This is a genomic window from Corallococcus sp. AB018 (genome assembly GCF_003986945.1).
GTDB lineage: Bacteria > Myxococcota > Myxococcia > Myxococcales > Myxococcaceae > Corallococcus > Corallococcus exiguus.
Window position 1 is genome coordinate 42,216 of the sequence record NZ_RAWR01000034.1, and the last position, 13,212, is coordinate 55,427.

Below are 13,212 nucleotides of genomic sequence, written 5' to 3' on the forward strand. Positions count from 1 at the left end.
TCGGATGCCACGCTTCGACGAGGGCCGCCCGGAGATGACGCTGGAGGAGTTCCGGCTGCTGCGCGACCACGTCTACGCGCACTGCGGAATCCTCATCCACGAGAACATGAAGTTCGTGATGGAGCGCCGGCTGTGGCCCCGGCTGGAGGCGCTGGGGATCCAGGACTTCGGCTCCTACCACCGCTACCTGCGCTACGACGCCCAGCGCAGCGCGGAGCTGGAAGCGGCGGTGGAGTCCCTCACCACGCACGAGACGTACTTCTTCCGCGAACCCGCGCAGCTCAAGGCCTTCTGCGAGGAGTTGCTCCCCATCCTGGAGAAGCGCAACGCGCACACGCGGCGGCTGCGGCTGTGGTCGGCGGGGTGTTCCTCCGGTGAGGAGGCGTACACGCTGGCCATGCTGCTCAAGGAGAGCGGCCGCTTCGACGACTGGGACGTGGAGGTCCTGGGCACGGACCTGTCGCGCCGCGTGCTGGCCGTGGCCCGCCGCGCCGAGTACGGCCCCAGCGCCCTGCGCGCGACGCCGCCGGACCTGCTGGAGCGCTACTTCGTGCCCGCGGGGGTGAACCGCGTCCGCGTGCGCGACGACGTGAAGGCGTGGGTGAACTTCGGTCACCACAACCTGTCGGACGTGGCGGGCAGCCAGCTGGTGCCGCGCTCGGACGTCGTCTTCTGCCGCAACGTGATGATCTACTTCGACCTGGCCGCGCGCCGCCGCGTGCTGGGCGTCATCCGCGACCGGCTCTGTCCCGGGGGCTACCTGCTCCTGGGCCACGCGGAGAACCTGCTCAGCCTGGGCGCGGACTTCGAACTGGTGCACCTGAAGGGCGACCTCGTCTACCGCCGGCCCGAGCTTCCGGGCGGGGAGGGCCGCTGATGGGACGCCCGCTCACGGTGCTCGTCATCGACGACTCGGCCACCAACCGCCGCACGCTCACCACGCTGCTGGAGTCCTCCCAGGAGGTGATGGTGCTGGACTGGGCCCAGGACGGCGAGGAGGGGCTCAGGAAGGTCCTGGACCTGAAGCCCGACGTGGTGACGCTGGACCTGGAGATGCCCCGGCTGGGCGGCCACACCTTCCTGCGGCTGCTCATGCGCGCGGCGCCCACGCCCGTCATCGTCATCTCCAGCTACGCGCACCGCTCGGACGTGGGCAAGGCGCTGGAGCTGGGCGCGTTCGACTTCATCGCCAAGCCGCCCCAGGTCACGCCAGCGGCGCTGGAGCACCTGCGGCGCGAACTCATCGACAAGGTGCTCGCGGCGCGCCACGTGAAGGCCGGGGGACGCCACGGGGCCGCGCCGCGCGGCGTCGTGCTGTCGGGGGAGGTGCCGCAGATCATCGCCGTGGGTGCGTCCACGGGCGGGCCTCCCGCGGTGCAGCGGCTCCTGGAGGGACTGGCCACCGAGCCGACCGTCAGCGTGCTGGTGGGCCAGCACATGCCGTCGCAGTTCACCAAGGCCTTCGCGGAGCGGTTGGATCGCATCGGCCCCTTCACGGTGAGGGAGGCGTGCGAGGGCGACATGGTGAAGCCGGGCCACGTCTACATCGCGCCGGGAGGTCGCCACCTGTTGCTGTCCGACCGCACCGGGCGCCTGGAGCTGCGCACGCCGTCGCCCGTGCCCGCGGACAAGTACGCACCGTCGGTGGACCGGCTCTTCGAGAGCGCGGCGGACGTGCTGGGACCGCGCGCGGTGGCGGTGGTGCTGACGGGGATGGGAGCGGATGGGGCGCAGGGCGTGCGCGCCGTCCACCGCGAGGGCGGCGAGACGTGGGCCGAGTCCGAGGACACGGCGGTGGTGTATGGCATGCCCAAGGAGGCCATCGCCACGGGCGCGGTGAGCCGGGTGCTGGCCCTGGACGCCATCGGGACGGAGCTGGCCGCGCTGGTGCGCCGCCGACGGCAGTCCGGCGGGCAGTGAATCGCTGGCTGCATGACAGCCGCCGCACAATCCCAGGCCGGACGGCGTGCGGGTGCTAGGCTGGTGTCCATGTCGCAGCAGATCCGCGCGCTGGTGGTGGATGACTCGCAGGCCATGCGCCGCAGCATCATGTACGCGCTCCAGCGCCTGGCCGGGGTGGTCTGCATCGAGGCACAGGACGGCGTGGAGGGGCTGAAGAAGCTCTCCACGCAGGGCCGCTTCGACCTGGTGATGACGGACATCAACATGCCGTTGATGGACGGGCTGAAGCTCATCCACCACATCCGCCAGACGGAAGAGCACCGGGCGGTGCCCATCGTCGTGGTGACGACGGAGGGCGCGGCGGCGGACCGCGAGCGGGCCATGGCGCTGGGAGCCACGGCCTACCTGGTGAAGCCCGTGCAGGCCCGCGTGGTGCTGGACACGGTGAAGGAACTGCTGAAGCTCGGCTGAGCTTCGACAGGAATCCCAAGGGCACGCATGGAACCGGCGCTGGACGTCGAAGGGCTGGAGAAGACGTACGGCGCGGTGCGGGCAGTGCGCGGCCTGTCCTTCCAGGTGGCACCGGGCGAGGTGCTGGGGCTGGTGGGGCCCAACGGCGCGGGCAAGACGTCCACGCTGCGGTGCCTGGCCGGAATCCTTCCGGCCTCCGAGGGGCGCGTGCGGGTGGCGGGCTTCGACGTGGCGCAGGCGCCGGTGGAGGCGAAGCGCCAGCTGGCCTTCCTCCCGGACGAGCCGCGCTTCTTCGAGTATCTCACCGTCTGGGAGCACCTGAACTTCACCGCGCGCCTCTACGGCGTGGAGGATTGGGAGGAGCGGGGCCGCGAGCTCCTGGCGGAGATGGAGCTCACGGGCCGGGAGAAGTCACTGCCGGGTGAGCTGTCGCGGGGCATGAAGCAGAAGCTGTCCATCGCGTGCGGCTTCCTGCACCAGCCCCGGCTCATCCTCCTGGATGAGCCGCTGACGGGGTTGGATCCGCTGGGCATCCGCCGCATGAAGGCCTCGCTGCGCCGCCGCTCGGAGGAGGGCACGGCGTTGGTGCTGTCGTCGCACCTGCTCCCGCTGGTGGAGGAGCTGTGCCACCGGCTGCTCGTCATCGCCGGAGGGCGCGCGGTGGCGCTGGGTTCGCTGGCGGAGATTCGCGAGCAGATGGCGGGCGGAGCCGGGGACGGCGCGTCGCTGGAGGAGCTGTTCGTGCGCATCACCAGCGCGGCGTCGGAGGAGGCGGAAGCGCGGGGGACCGAACCGGCGTGAGCTTCCCGAGCGCGGTGGCGTTCCTCTGGGTGAGGACGTGGCGCAACCGGGTGGTGCGCCAGGTGCAGCGGCTGAAGCGTCCGCGCTACCTCCTGGGCGCGCTGGTGGGGCTCGCGTACCTGTACTCGCTGGTGGGGCGCAGCGTCTTCGTGCAGGGCACGGGCCGCGCGGTGTCGCCCAACGCGAGGCTGTTCGCGGAGTTCTCGCTGGAGGTCTCCGTGCTGGGCACGCTGGTGACGGCGTGGGTGCTGGGCGCGGACCGGCCCGCGCTGACCTTCACGCAGACGGAGGTGCAGACCTTCTTCGCCGCGCCCGTCACGCGCAAGGCGCTCCTGCACTACAAGCTGCTGCGCGGCCTCTTGAGCGCGATGCTCGCGGCGCTGGCGGCGACCCTCTTCGTGGGGCGATTCACGAGCCCCCAGCCGGTGCTCTTCTTCCTGGGCGCGGCGCTGGCCATGGGGACGCTCTACCTGCACGGCACGGCGGCGTCCTTCGTGCGCGCGTGGCTCGTGTCTCAAGGCCGCTGGGGCAGCGCGGTGCGGTGGGCAATCGTGGCGGTCGTCATGGTCGCGGGGATGGGCACGCTGTTGTCCACGCTGCGCGACTACCCGCTGCCAGAGAACCTCTCCCGACCCTTCGCCGTGCGCGAGTGGTTGCGCGATGTGCTCGATGCTCCCGGCCCCCGAGCGGTGCTGTGGCCGGGCCGGGCGCTGGTGGCCCCCGCGATGGCGCGAAGCTGGGAGGGCTTCCTGCGCTACCTGCCCGCGTCGCTGGCGCTGCTGGTGGCGCACTACGCCTGGGTGCTCGCGGTGGAGGTGCCCTTCGAGGACTCCGCTGTGGCCGGGGCGGAAGCGCGGACGAAGCGCAGGGAGCAGCGGGCCGCGCGCTCGGGAAATCTGCGCGTGGGCCGGGTGCCCTTCGTGCTGAAGGCCCGGGGGCGTCCGGAGGTGGCGCTCCTGTGGAAGAACCTCATCGCGCGCAGACGCATGGGCAGCGGGCTGGTGATGTTGCTGTCCTTCGGGGTGCTGGGCGCCGTGTTCGCGCTGGTGATGGGGGACACGCGGCTGTTCTCCAACAGTCGTGAGTTCCTGGGCCCCATGGCGCTGATGGTCGCGGTGGCCATGGCCGTGATTGGCCCGAGCGCGTTCCGCACCGACCTGCGCATGGACCTGCCGAAGCTGGAGCTCTTGCGCGCATTGCCGCTCACGGGGCGGCAGGTGGTGGGCGCGGAGCTGGCGGCGTCCGCGCTGACGTTGGGCGTGGCGCAATGGGTGATGCTGCTCGTGGCGCTGGTGCTGGGCGTGGGCGCGGACGACGTGACGCTCGCGCCGTGGTCCACGCCGGTGGTGCTCGGCCTCTTGTCGGTGTTGCCGGCGCTGGGCCTGGCGGGGCTGTTCGTGCAGAACGCGGCGGTAGTGCTGCTGCCCGCGTGGATTCCGGCGGACTCCGAGCGGGCGCGTGGCGTGGAGGCGCTGGGCCAGCGGCTGCTCACGCTGGTGGGCACGCTGGTGGTGACGTTCCTGGGACTGTTGCCGGCCGCCGTTGTAGCCCTCCTCGTGGGCTATCCGCTGTTCACTGTCATGGGGCGCTGGGCGGTTCCGCTCGCGGGGCTGGCGGCGGCGGGAGCACTCTTCGCGGAGGTGGCGCTGGGCGTCGCCGTCCTGGGCCGCGCCTTCGAGCGGCTGGACGTGTCGGAAGAACAGTCGAACGAAGCGTGAACGCGAGCACGAAGGGAGCATCTCCATGAAGGTCGGCTTCATCGGGTTGGGGAACATGGGCACGCCCATGGCGAAGAACCTCATCGGCGCGGGCCATGAGCTCGTTGTCTGGAACCGCACCGCCTCCAAGGCGGATCCGCTGAAGCAGCAGGGCGCGCGCGTGGCGAAGACGCCCGCGGAGGCCGCCCGCGACGCGGAGGTCGTCGTGTCCATGCTCGCGGACGACCACGCCGCGGAAGAAGCCGTGCTGGGGAAGGACGGCATCGTCAGCGCCCTGCCGAAGAACGCCATTCATGTCTCCTCCAGCACCATCTCCGTCGCGTTGTCGGAGCGCCTGACGAAGGCGCACACGGACGCGGGACAGGGCTACGTCTCCGCCCCCGTCTTCGGCCGGCCCGAAGCCGCCGCGGGCAAGCAGCTCTGGGTGGTCGCCGCGGGCCCGAAGGCTCAGGTGGAGCGCGTGCGTCCGGTGCTCACGGCCCTGGGGCGCGGCCTCACGGAGCTGGGGGAACGGCCGTCCGCCGCGAACACGGTGAAGCTGTCCGGCAACTTCCTCATCGCGTCGATGATGGAGGCGCTGTCGGAGTCCTTCGCGCTCGCGGAGAAGTGCGGCGTGGAGCGCGCCGCGTTCCTGGACGTCTTCAAGTCCGTCTTCGCCAAGGCGCCCATCTTCGAGAACTACGCGGGCGCCATCGCGAAGGGGCAGTACACGCCCGCGGGCTTCGCGCTGCGCCTGGGCCTCAAGGACGTGACGCTGGCGCTCGAAGCGGGAAGGGCGGCGGAGGTGCCGCTGCCACTCGCCAGCCTGCTGCGAGACCACTTCCTCACCGGCGTCGCCCAGGGGCGCGGCGATGAGGACTGGTCCGCGCTTGGCGCGCTTGCTCAGGAGCGCGCCGGCATCACGAAGAAGGGCTGAAAAGACGAAGGGCCTCCCGTGGTTCGCGCCACGGAAGGCCCTCGCTGACTTCAGTGCGCCGCGGCGCGGATTAGAACGTCGCGGAGCCCGGCACGCGCGGGTAGGGGATGGCGTCGCGGATGTTCTGCAGGCCGCACATGTAGACGATGAGCCGCTCGAACCCCAGGCCGAAGCCCGCGTGCGGCACCGTGCCGTAGCGGCGCAGGTCGCGGTACCACTGGTAGTGCGCGGGATCGAGGCCGAACTTCCTCATGCGCGCGTCCAGCACGTCCAGGCGCTCCTCGCGCTGGCTGCCGCCGATGATCTCGCCAATCCCCGGGGCGAGCACGTCCATCGCGGCCACGGTCTTCCCGTCCTCGTTGATGCGCATGTAGAAGGCCTTGATGGCCTCCGGGTAGTTCATCACCACCACGGGCCGGCCCACGTGCTCCTCGGTGAGGTAGCGCTCGTGCTCCGTCTGGAGGTCCTTGCCCCACTCCGGCGCGTACTCGAACTTCTTCTTCGCCTTCTGGAGGATGGAGACGGCGTCCGTGTAGTCGATGCGCTCGAAGCTGGAGCCGATGAACTTCTCCATCCGCTCCGTGACGCCCTTCTGCTGGCGCTCCTCGAAGAACTTCATGTCCGGCGCGCACTCGTCCAGCACGGCCTTGAACACGTACTTGAGGAACCGCTCCGCCAGCAGCGCGTCCTCGTTGAGGTCCGCGAAGGCGATCTCCGGCTCAATCATCCAGAACTCGGCCAGGTGCCGCGTGGTGTTGCTGTTCTCCGCGCGGAACGTGGGGCCGAACGTGTAGACCTTCGACATCGCGAGGCAGTACGCCTCCACGTTCAGCTGCCCGGACACGGTGAGGTAGGCCTCCTTGCCGAAGAAGTCCTTGCCCCAGTCGATCTTCCCGTCCGGCCCACGGGGCGGGTTGGTGGCGTCCAGCGTGGACACGCGGAACATCTGCCCGGCACCCTCCGCGTCGCTCGCGGTGATGATGGGCGTGTTCACCCAGCAGAAGCCCTCCGAGTGGAAGAAGCGGTGCACCGCCTGCGCCGCCGCGTTGCGCACGCGGGTGATGGCCCCGAAGGTGTTGGTGCGCACGCGCAGGTGCGCCACCTCCCGCAGGAACTCCAGCGAGTGCTGCTTCGGCTGGATGGGGTAGGTGTCCGGGTCGTCCACCAGACCCAGCACCTGCACTTCATCCGCCTGGATCTCGAAGGCCTGGCCCTTGCCCTGGGACTGCACCAGCGTGCCCCGGCAGATGACGGAGGCGCCCGCGGTGAGGTGCAGGATTTCCTTCTCGTAATTGGGCAGCGAATTGGGCGCGACGACCTGGATGGGGTCGAAGACCGACCCGTCGCTCACGTTCACGAAGCTGATGCCCGCCTTGGAGTCGCGGCGCGTCCGCACCCAGCCGCGCACCTCCACCTTCGAGCCCGCTTCGACGGCCCCCGACAGGGCCTTCTTCACACTCACGACCTGCATGGTGCTCTCCCTCTGCTCCAGACCGGGAAGGCGAGTTAGTCGTGCCCGGCCCCAAGGGCAAGCACCGAGCGAAGCCTGGCCCCGGCCCGGGGCCTGCCGGGTCCCCGCCCATCCGGGTTTCCCGGTCAGGGCCCCGGGGCCGCCAGCCGTCCAGGCTTTCGACGCGCCAAGACTTGTTGCCCGCGTGTCCTACCTCCCGCTAAGAGACCGAGAAGCCATGGCGATGAACGAGCGTTACGAGCCGCAGTCGATTGAAGGAAAGTGGCAGACCCGCTGGGAGCAGGAGGGCCTCTTCCGGGCAGGCAGGCGCCCGGATGCCCCGAAGAAGTACGTCCTGGAGATGCTGCCGTACCCCAGTGGCCAGATGCACATGGGGCATGTGCGCAACTACCTCATCGGGGACGTCTACGCGCGCTACTACCAGATGCGCGGCTTCGACGTGCTGCACCCCATGGGCTGGGACGCCTTCGGCCTGCCGGCGGAGAACGCGGCCATCAAGGACGGCGTCCACCCGGCCATCCGCACCCGCGAGAACATCGAGTCGTTCAAGGCGGAGATCAAGACGCTCGGCTACAGCTACGACTGGACGCGCGAGGTCAACACCAGCCAGCCGGAGTACTACCGCTGGAACCAGTGGTTCTTCCTCCAGATGCTCGAGCGCGGGCTCGTCTATCGCCGCTTCAGCAAGGTGAACTGGTGTACCGGCTGTCACACCGTCATCGCCAACGAGCAGGTGAAGGACGGCCGCTGCGAGCGCTGTGACTCCGAGGTGCAGGACAAGGAGATGCCCGAGTGGGCGTTCCGCATCACGAAGTACTCGCAGGACCTGCTCGACTCGCTCGACACGCTCAAGGAGTGGCCGGACCGCATCACCTCGGCTCAGCGCAATTGGATTGGCCGCTCGGACGGCGCGGAGGTGGACTTCCGCGTGCAGGGGCATGACGCCGCCCTGCGCGTCTTCACCACCCGCGTGGACACGCTCTACGGCTGCACCTACGTGGTGCTCGCGCCGGACCACAAGCTCGTGGCCCAGGTGACGACGGCGGACCGCCGCGCGGACGTGGACGCGTTCGCGAAGAAGATGGCCGCCCAGAACAAGACGGAGCGGCTGGGCGAGGACGCGGAGAAGGAGGGCGTCTTCACCGGTGGCTACGCGCTGAACCCGGTGACGGGCCAGCCGGTGCCCATCTGGATCGCCAACTTCGTGGTGAGCGACTACGGCACCGGCGCGGTGATGAGCGTCCCGGCGCACGACGCGCGCGACTTCGCCTTCGCGCGCAAGTACTCGCTGCCCGTGCGCGTGGTCATCCAGCCGGCGTCCGGCGACAAGCTCGGCGCCGGTGAGACGCTCGACGCGGCGTACACGGAGGACGGCGTCCTCGTGGACTCCGGTGACTTCACCGGCATGCCTTCGGCCGAAGTGCGCGTGAAGCTGGCCGCGAAGCTGGAGTCGCAGGGGCAGGGCAAGGCCACGGTGACGTACCGCCAGAAGGACTGGGGCTTCAGCCGCCAGCGCTACTGGGGCACGCCCATCCCCATCGTCTACTGCGAGAAGTGCGACCCCGAGCGCAAGGGCATCCCCGTCCCGATGGAGCAGCTCCCGGTGCGGCTGCCGGACATCGACACGCAGGCGGTGCTCACCGGCAAGGGGGAGCCGCCGCTCGCGAAGGTGCCGGAGTTCGTCAACGCGACCTGCCCGAAGTGCGGTGGCTCCGCGCGCCGGGAGACGGAGACGATGGACACCTTCGTCGACTCCTGCTGGTACTTCGCGCGCTACCTGTCGCCGAAGTACGACGTGGCGCCCTTCGACCCGAAGGAGGGCCAGCGCTGGCTGCCGGTGGACATCTACGTGGGCGGCCCCGAGCACGGCGTGATGCACCTGCTCTACTTCCGGTTCTGGACCCGGGTGATGAAGCTCCTCGGGCTGTCCCCGGTGGACGAGCCTGTGACTCGGCTGATCACGCAGGGCATCGTCAACGGCGCGGACGGCCGGAAGATGGGCAAGCGCTACGGCAACGGCGTGGCGCCCAACACCATCGTGGCGAAGTACGGCGCGGACACCGCGCGCACCTACGTGCTCTTCGCGGGCCCGCCGGAGCGCGACTTCGACTGGTCCCACGAGCAGGTGGAGGGCGTGTTCCGCTTCCTCAAGCGCGTGTGGACGCTGGCCGCCACGCACCACGCTTCCTCGGCGGAGGCCACGTACTCGGGCCCCTACGAGGGCAAGGCGCTGGAGACGCGCCGCGCGGCCCACAAGTGCGTCAAGCGCGTGACGGAGGCCATCGAGCGCCTGTCCTTCAACACCGCCGTCGCGGGCGTCATGGAGTGCGTGAACGCGCTCTACGCGGTGGGCACGCCGGAGACGCCCGCGGAGAAGGCGGCGATGGGGGAGGCGGTGCGGCTGCTCGCGCGCATCCTCACGCCCCTCGCGCCGCACATCGCGGACGAGCTGGCGGAGGCCTACGGCGCGAAGGCGTCCACCGTCACGGAGTCCTGGCCGGAGTTCGACCCGGCGCTGGTGGTGGACGACGTGATTCCGTACGCCGTGCAGGTGAACGGCAAGCTGCGCGCGGAGGTGCGCGTGGCGGCGGACGCGAGCGAGGCGGATGTGCGCGCGGCGGCGGAGGCGGACGACAAGGTGAAGGCCGCCCTCGAAGGCAAGACGCTGCGCAAGTTCGTCTTCGTCCCCAAGCGGCTGGTGAACTTCGTCGTCGGCTGACGGCGGGAGGGAGGGGCGGTGCCCGCGGAAGTGCTCGTCATGTGCTCCGCCTGCGGGCGCCCCCAGACGGCGGCCCGGCGCCGCTGTGCCTTCTGCAACGCGGAGCTGCCGGAGGCGCCCCTGCCGCCCCGGTCTCCCGAGGCTTCGGAGTCGCCCGCGCCGTTGCCGGGCGTCTCCCCTTTCGCGCTGGACCTGGGCAACCGACGCGCCCTGGCGGTGAACGACACGCAACTGTCGTTCCAGGGGCGCCCGGGCGGAGGCCCGACGCTCGAGGTGCCCTGGACGAGGGTGCGGCGGCTGGAGTGGCGCACGCGGCCCTACTTCGAATCGCTGGGGCTGCTCGCCTTCACAGCGCTGGGCCTCTTCTGGGCGCCCACGCAGGCGGTGCGGATCATGGCCTTCATGGCGGGCGTCATCGGCCTGGGGCTCGCGGCGCTGTACCGCCACCATGGCCTCACGCTGGAGCTGGATGACGGCACGCGGATGCAGTGGCCGCTGGGCATGGCGCTGAAGGGCTCGGCCCGCGAGGCACGGCTCACCGCGGCCCGCGACACGCTGGCGGCTGCTGGACGCATGCGAGGAGTACCGCTGGCCGGCTCCGGCGCTTGAGGGAGCCCGCGCCGCGGGACAACGGGCCCGGTCTCGAAGCCGCGCCGCTGGCCGGCCCCGGCGCTTGACGGAGGATCGCGGCCGGGTAGGGTGCGCGCCCATGCGGCCCTCGAGGAGCGCGGTTCAGGTGGGTGCGGTGAAGGCGTTCCGGTGGGGCGTGGTGGCCGTGGCGATGCTGGGAGCCGGGTGCGGCTACCGCTTCAGCCCGTGGGGCTCCGCGCTGCCAGAGGGCACGGGCCAGGTGTGCGCCCCCATCTTCGCCAACGAGACGCCGGAGCCCGCGCTGGAGAACCTCTTCACGCGCTACCTGCGGCAGCAGCTCATCGAAGCGGGCCGTCTGGCCAGCGCTCCGAACTGCACGTCCACGATTGAGGGGGCGGTGCTCAACGTCTGGGCCTCCCCGACCATCATCGGCAACAACTACCGCGTCTCCACCACGGTGCGGCTGCGCCTCGTCAAGGAGGGGCAGCTGCTCGGGGAGACGGTGGTGTCAGGGACCGAGGACTACCTCCAGGGACGCGGAAACGTCCTGGAAGCCGAGGCCAACCGTCAGGCCGCGCTGGCGCGCCTGGCGGAGTTGCTCATGCGCGACGGGTACGATCGGCTGGCCAGCACCTGGTGAGGACCGGGGAGCCCGGTCCTCAACGCGCGGTGGTGCTACGGGACGACTAGGCCTTCTTCTTCGCGGCGGCCTTGGCCAGCCGGGAGATGCGGCGCGCGGCGGTGCGCTTGTGCAGGACGCCCTTGCTGGCCGCCTTGTTGAGGGACTTGGAAGCCGCCTTCAGCGAGTCCGTCAACTTCGAACCGTCCTTGGAGGCAATGGCCTCGCGGGCGGACTTGACGGCGTCCTTCACGGACGTCCGGACATTCACGTTCCGGGCGCGGCGCTTCAGGGACTGGCGGTAACGCTTCTCTGCAGACTTGGTGTTCGCCAAGGCAATGCTCCAGCGGAAGGCAAGGCAAGGAAAAAGAGGGGCCGTCCTTACTGCGACGCCCCCATTGCGTCAAGGCACGCGTGCGATCGCGATCAGGATTTCCAGTTCCGGAACCCCCGGAGGCCTCCGGAATGCCTCCCGGGGCCCCATCGACGCCTCACGCCGGAAGAATCATGCCGGAGGGGCGGCGTATTCCCACCGCAACCCGGCGGGATCCACGAACTGGAAGCCCGCCTCGGTGTTGGCGCACGGCACCAACCGTCCCGGATGGTGGGCCCGGAACAGCTCCAGGAGCCGGGCGACCCCCCCGAAGGAGGGGGCCTCCAGGGTGAGGGCCACCGCGGACGCCACCTGTCCCTGGGCGCCCGGCATGAAGACGAGCCCCAGGCCCGCGCCCGTGTAGGCCGCCGTGCCATCCGTCGTCCGGGTGGGCGTCCAGCCCAGCCAGGAGGCCAGCTCGTCCCAGAAGGCCTTCTGGGCCGCCACGTCCGGCACCGCCAGGCGCAGGGTGGCCACGGACGCGCGCGGCGGGTGGCTGGGCGGGGGGAGCGCCTTCTCCACGGCCTTCGCGGCCTGCCAGTGGCGCTCCATGTGCTCGAGCGTGGCGCCGCCGAACGGGACGTTCTCCTCGTGCAGCTTCGCCTCGATGTACTGGAAGCGCGTGACGAAGCGGCGCGTGGCCATGCGCAGCGCGTCCTCCGCGGGCGTCTTCACGAAGCGCGCGAGGTTCGCGAGCGAGAACAGGACGTCCCCCAGCTCGTGCTCGATGGCGTCCCGGCCGCCTGACGCGATGGCCTCGTCCAGTTCGCGCAGCTCCTCGTCCAGCTTGCCGCGCACCCCGGCCAGGTCCGGCCAGTCGAAGCCGATGCGGCTGGCCTTCTCCGTCAGGCGCTCCGCGCGCAGCAGGGACGGGGCCGCGGTGGGCACGCCGTCCAGCACGGAGCCCGCGCGCCCGGTCTTCTTCTTGCGCTCCTCCGCCTTCAGCTGCGCCCAGTTGGCCAGCACCTGCTCGGCGCCGTTCACCTTCACCTGCTGATCCCCGAACACGTGCGGGTGCCGGCTGGTGATCTTGTCGCTGATCGCCGCGCAGACGTCCGCCATGGTGAACTCGCCCAGCTCCGCCGCCAGCTGCGCGTGGAAGACAATCTGGAAGAGCAGATCCCCCAGTTCTTCACACAGCGGGCGCCACGGGCCGCCGTCGGAGACGCGGTCCATTTCATCCAGGACCTCGAACGCCTCCTCGGTCAGGTAGGGGCGCAGCGAGCGCAGGTCCTGTTCGCGGTCCCACGGGCAGCCTCCCTCGGCCCGAAGAAGCCGCATGATCTCCACCAGTCGTTCCAGCTCGCTTCCAGGCGCCGCCATTCATTCACTCCCGAGCAATCCCCCCGCCACGGGATCCTGTAGCACGGGCGGAAGGCACCACATGATTTCGGATCGTCCAGCCTGTCGCCTATCATCGGACGTCCGGATGCTCCGCTCGTTCCTCGGCCTGTGTTGCAGCCTCGTGCTGCTTGTCCCCGCTCGCGCCCCTGCGTTGATGCAGGAGCCGCTCCTGCGCATCGAGGAGAAGGTCATCGAGCCGGAGCCGGACCCCAGCACCTTCCAGGCCACGGAGGATGATCCGGTGGAGGACACCGGCTCCGAGGAGGCCGACGAGCCGGAGCCCGAGC

The 13,212-nt window shown here is 70.3% G+C and carries 13 protein-coding genes; 10 read left to right on the plus strand and 3 right to left on the minus strand.

Features of this window, described 5'->3' with window-relative positions:
* Positions 1 to 4: 4 nt before the first annotated feature.
* From D7Y11_RS10055 to D7Y11_RS10080, 6 genes are all read left to right on the plus strand, one after another.
* Positions 5 to 877 carry a protein-glutamate O-methyltransferase CheR gene (locus D7Y11_RS10055; protein ID WP_180945998.1) on the plus strand — a complete coding sequence of 291 codons (873 nt, stop codon included), beginning with the start codon at positions 5 to 7 and terminating at the stop codon, positions 875 to 877.
* The gene (gene cheB / locus D7Y11_RS10060) at positions 877 to 1,920 is read left to right on the plus strand and encodes a chemotaxis-specific protein-glutamate methyltransferase CheB (RefSeq protein WP_121752165.1); all 1,044 of its coding nucleotides are present in this window, start codon (positions 877 to 879) and stop codon (positions 1,918 to 1,920) included. Before D7Y11_RS10055 ends, cheB begins: the two co-directional genes overlap by 1 nt.
* A 69-nt stretch (positions 1,921 to 1,989) precedes the next feature.
* Positions 1,990 to 2,373: a response regulator gene (locus D7Y11_RS10065; RefSeq protein ID WP_120576283.1), complete on the plus strand. Its 384-nt coding sequence runs from the start codon at positions 1,990 to 1,992 to the stop codon at positions 2,371 to 2,373.
* Positions 2,374 to 2,400: 27 nt separating this feature from the next.
* Entirely contained in the window at positions 2,401 to 3,174 is a 774-nt protein-coding gene (locus tag D7Y11_RS10070; RefSeq protein WP_120576282.1) for an ABC transporter ATP-binding protein, read from the plus strand.
* Positions 3,171 to 4,892 carry a putative ABC exporter domain-containing protein gene (locus D7Y11_RS10075; protein WP_126933563.1) on the plus strand — a complete coding sequence of 574 codons (1,722 nt, stop codon included), beginning with the start codon at positions 3,171 to 3,173 and terminating at the stop codon, positions 4,890 to 4,892. Before D7Y11_RS10070 ends, D7Y11_RS10075 begins: the two co-directional genes overlap by 4 nt.
* Before the next feature lie 25 nt (positions 4,893 to 4,917).
* Positions 4,918 to 5,808: an NAD(P)-dependent oxidoreductase gene (locus D7Y11_RS10080; RefSeq protein ID WP_126933564.1), complete on the plus strand. Its 891-nt coding sequence runs from the start codon at positions 4,918 to 4,920 to the stop codon at positions 5,806 to 5,808.
* A gap of 70 nt (positions 5,809 to 5,878) precedes the next feature.
* Here D7Y11_RS10080 and asnS read toward each other — a convergent pair whose 3' ends face one another.
* Positions 5,879 to 7,279, minus strand: a complete 1,401-nt coding sequence (asnS, locus tag D7Y11_RS10085; RefSeq protein ID WP_126933565.1) for an asparagine--tRNA ligase — start codon at positions 7,277 to 7,279, stop codon at positions 5,879 to 5,881.
* A 217-nt stretch (positions 7,280 to 7,496) separates the two neighbouring features.
* Here asnS and leuS point away from each other — a divergent pair, with 217 nt between their 5' ends.
* The 3 genes from leuS to lptE all read left to right on the plus strand — a co-directional run bounded on the left by leuS (position 7,497) and on the right by lptE (position 11,229).
* Complete coding sequence (leuS, locus tag D7Y11_RS10090) at positions 7,497 to 9,998, plus strand: leucine--tRNA ligase (RefSeq protein ID WP_126933566.1); 2,502 nt, start codon at positions 7,497 to 7,499, stop codon at positions 9,996 to 9,998.
* 18 nt (positions 9,999 to 10,016) lie between these two features.
* Positions 10,017 to 10,607: a hypothetical protein gene (locus D7Y11_RS10095; RefSeq protein WP_126933567.1), complete on the plus strand. Its 591-nt coding sequence runs from the start codon at positions 10,017 to 10,019 to the stop codon at positions 10,605 to 10,607.
* A 100-nt stretch (positions 10,608 to 10,707) separates the two neighbouring features.
* Entirely contained in the window at positions 10,708 to 11,229 is a 522-nt protein-coding gene (gene lptE / locus D7Y11_RS10100; protein WP_120576276.1) for an LPS assembly lipoprotein LptE, read from the plus strand.
* Between the two features lie 46 nt (positions 11,230 to 11,275).
* On the opposite strand, the gene rpsT is transcribed toward lptE, so the two are convergent.
* Positions 11,276 to 11,542: a 30S ribosomal protein S20 gene (rpsT, locus tag D7Y11_RS10105; protein ID WP_120576275.1), complete on the minus strand. Its 267-nt coding sequence runs from the start codon at positions 11,540 to 11,542 to the stop codon at positions 11,276 to 11,278.
* 171 nt (positions 11,543 to 11,713) lie between these two features.
* Positions 11,714 to 12,904: a nucleoside triphosphate pyrophosphohydrolase gene (gene mazG, locus D7Y11_RS10110; RefSeq protein WP_120576274.1), complete on the minus strand. Its 1,191-nt coding sequence runs from the start codon at positions 12,902 to 12,904 to the stop codon at positions 11,714 to 11,716.
* A gap of 106 nt (positions 12,905 to 13,010) precedes the next feature.
* Between mazG and D7Y11_RS10115 the strand changes: the two genes are divergently transcribed.
* The coding region (locus D7Y11_RS10115; protein ID WP_199753710.1) for a hypothetical protein at positions 13,011 to 13,212 on the plus strand (202 nt) is incomplete at its 3' end.

Coding starts and splice junctions, on each gene's coding strand:
- leuS (WP_126933566.1), top strand. CDS start 7,497: ATGGCGATGAACGAGCGTTACGAGCCGCAGTCGATTGAAGGAAAGTGG.
- asnS (WP_126933565.1), bottom strand. CDS start 7,279: ATGCAGGTCGTGAGTGTGAAGAAGGCCCTGTCGGGGGCCGTCGAAGCG.
- lptE (WP_120576276.1), top strand. CDS start 10,708: ATGCGGCCCTCGAGGAGCGCGGTTCAGGTGGGTGCGGTGAAGGCGTTC.
- D7Y11_RS10070 (WP_120576282.1), top strand. CDS start 2,401: ATGGAACCGGCGCTGGACGTCGAAGGGCTGGAGAAGACGTACGGCGCG.
- D7Y11_RS10065 (WP_120576283.1), top strand. CDS start 1,990: ATGTCGCAGCAGATCCGCGCGCTGGTGGTGGATGACTCGCAGGCCATG.
- cheB (WP_121752165.1), top strand. CDS start 877: ATGGGACGCCCGCTCACGGTGCTCGTCATCGACGACTCGGCCACCAAC.
- D7Y11_RS10080 (WP_126933564.1), top strand. CDS start 4,918: ATGAAGGTCGGCTTCATCGGGTTGGGGAACATGGGCACGCCCATGGCG.
- D7Y11_RS10055 (WP_180945998.1), top strand. CDS start 5: ATGCCACGCTTCGACGAGGGCCGCCCGGAGATGACGCTGGAGGAGTTC.
- mazG (WP_120576274.1), bottom strand. CDS start 12,904: ATGGCGGCGCCTGGAAGCGAGCTGGAACGACTGGTGGAGATCATGCGG.